Source organism: Legionella steigerwaltii (assembly GCF_001468065.1).
Classification (GTDB): Bacteria; Pseudomonadota; Gammaproteobacteria; order Legionellales; family Legionellaceae; genus Legionella; species Legionella steigerwaltii.
The window spans coordinates 1-1826 of the sequence record NZ_LNYZ01000040.1; the positions used below are offsets into that span (position 1 = coordinate 1).

A 1826-nucleotide genomic window follows, 5' to 3' on the forward strand; every position below is an offset into this window, starting at 1 on the left:
CTTTTCGACATCCTCTCCTTGAGAATTCTCTTGTTTTTCTTTGATCTATTGGCCTAATAGGTGGGGTTTTTCGTAAGTCCTGATAAATTAAAAAATTTAAAATCACCACCCAAATCACACAAGAATTTTTTTTTTCGGTTAAAAAACATATAATCGAATTCAAACTACTCTTCAATAAAGGACTAATATGATTTATCCCAATATTCTTGCCACCATAGGGCAAACCCCAGTAGTGAAAATTAATCGTCTTGGCCATGAGCTCGATTGTGAGCTGTATGCAAAGTGTGAGTTTTTTAATCCTGGTGGCTCCGTTAAAGATCGTATCGGGTATGAAATGGTTGTTACTGCAGAACGAGATGGTCATATTAAGCCAGGTTATACGCTGATTGAGCCTACTTCTGGGAATACAGGAATAGGAATTGCCCTCGCAGGCGCGGTATTAGGCTATAAAGTAATTATTACTATGCCTGAAAAAATGAGCCAAGAAAAACAATCAGTACTTGAGCGTCTAGGAGCGAAGATCTACCGTACCCCAACAGAAGCAGCTTATAATGATCCGGAAAGCCATATCTCTTTGGCTAAAAAACTGAATGCTGAAATTCCCAATTCTTATATCCTTGATCAATATGCCAATCCAAATAACCCTAACGCGCACTATCACGGCACAGCCCAGGAAATTATTGATGATTTTGGCAAAGACTTACACATGGTTGTTGCCGGAGTAGGTACAGGAGGAACAATTACTGGTGTTGCAAGACGTCTTAAGGAATATAATCCTGAGATTAAAATCATTGGTGCTGATCCCGAAGGCTCTATTCTTGGTGGTGGAACTGAAATTAAATCCTATGCAGTGGAGGGAATAGGCTATGATTTCTTTCCAGAAGTTTTAGATAATAGTTTGATTGATAAGTACATTAAAACAAATGATCTCAATTCATTTCGCACTGCAAGAGATTTAATTCGAGAAGAAGGTTTGTTGGTAGGTGGTTCTTCCGGATCTGCAATGTGGGCAGCACTGCAAGCCGCAAAATCGTTAGGCAAAGGGCAAAAATGCCTGGTTATTTTGCCTGACTCTATTCGCAATTACATGTCTAAATTTGCAAATGATGAATGGATGAAGGTACAGGGATTTTTGTAATTGCATAACCTAAATTGTAGCCTGGGTGCAGCGCAGCGGAACCCGGGTTACGATACTTTGACTACTTAAGAGCTAGACCTACTTAATGCCTAACGAAGCTGTGGAGCGCGCTTCCAGTTCATCAAATATTATGTCTGCATCAACTTGCTTTGTGGCAATCGAGTACGCTAAAGCATTTACTAATGACGTAATCGTTTGTTGTTTCTCTGGGACACCAGCAATAACCGGTTTTCCTTTGGATTGTTCTAAGGCAGATAGAGACACCGTACTGTTCGATTGAGGTGGGTGTCTCATGTAGAGGTTCAGTAATCGTTCAAGGAATTGTTCAGGAGTTAAGTCTGCATCTACAGCGGTGTTTAAAATAGCTTTGCGACATTGATCATAAGCCTGCAACAGCTGTTTATTGTCTTCTTGGATTAGATGAATAATTTCACGCAGAGTTTCCCCCTCCTCCTTTGTAATCTCAACAGGATCAGGTCCATGGATGGCTAATTGACCAACATGAGCAAAAGATTTTTCATGTGCTTGTGTAACACGAGGATAATATTGACTCCCTTGCACTTGGAGCTCTAAATTAATTTTAGTAGACATCATGCTTCTCCATCATATATTACCCTGGCGTCTAAAAGTTGATTATTCCCATGCAGCATATTTAGTCTCATTTTTCTTAAAAAAATTCATAATTTTA

The 1826-nt window shown here is 39.5% G+C and carries 2 protein-coding genes; one reads left to right on the forward strand and one right to left on the reverse strand.

Features of this window, described 5'->3' with window-relative positions:
* Nucleotides 1–187 precede the first annotated feature (187 nt).
* A complete protein-coding gene (locus Lstg_RS16260; RefSeq protein WP_058478664.1) occupies nucleotides 188–1138 on the forward strand; it encodes a pyridoxal-phosphate dependent enzyme in 951 nt (316 codons plus the stop codon).
* A gap of 78 nt (nucleotides 1139–1216) precedes the next feature.
* Here Lstg_RS16260 and Lstg_RS16265 read toward each other — a convergent pair whose 3' ends face one another.
* Nucleotides 1217–1732 (reverse strand): hypothetical protein, encoded by a 516-nt coding sequence (locus tag Lstg_RS16265; RefSeq protein WP_238585467.1) that lies wholly within the window; start codon nucleotides 1730–1732, stop codon nucleotides 1217–1219.
* Nucleotides 1733–1826: the final 94 nt, after the last annotated feature.

Coding starts and splice junctions, on each gene's coding strand:
- Lstg_RS16265 (WP_238585467.1), bottom strand. CDS start 1,732: ATGATGTCTACTAAAATTAATTTAGAGCTCCAAGTGCAAGGGAGTCAA.
- Lstg_RS16260 (WP_058478664.1), top strand. CDS start 188: ATGATTTATCCCAATATTCTTGCCACCATAGGGCAAACCCCAGTAGTG.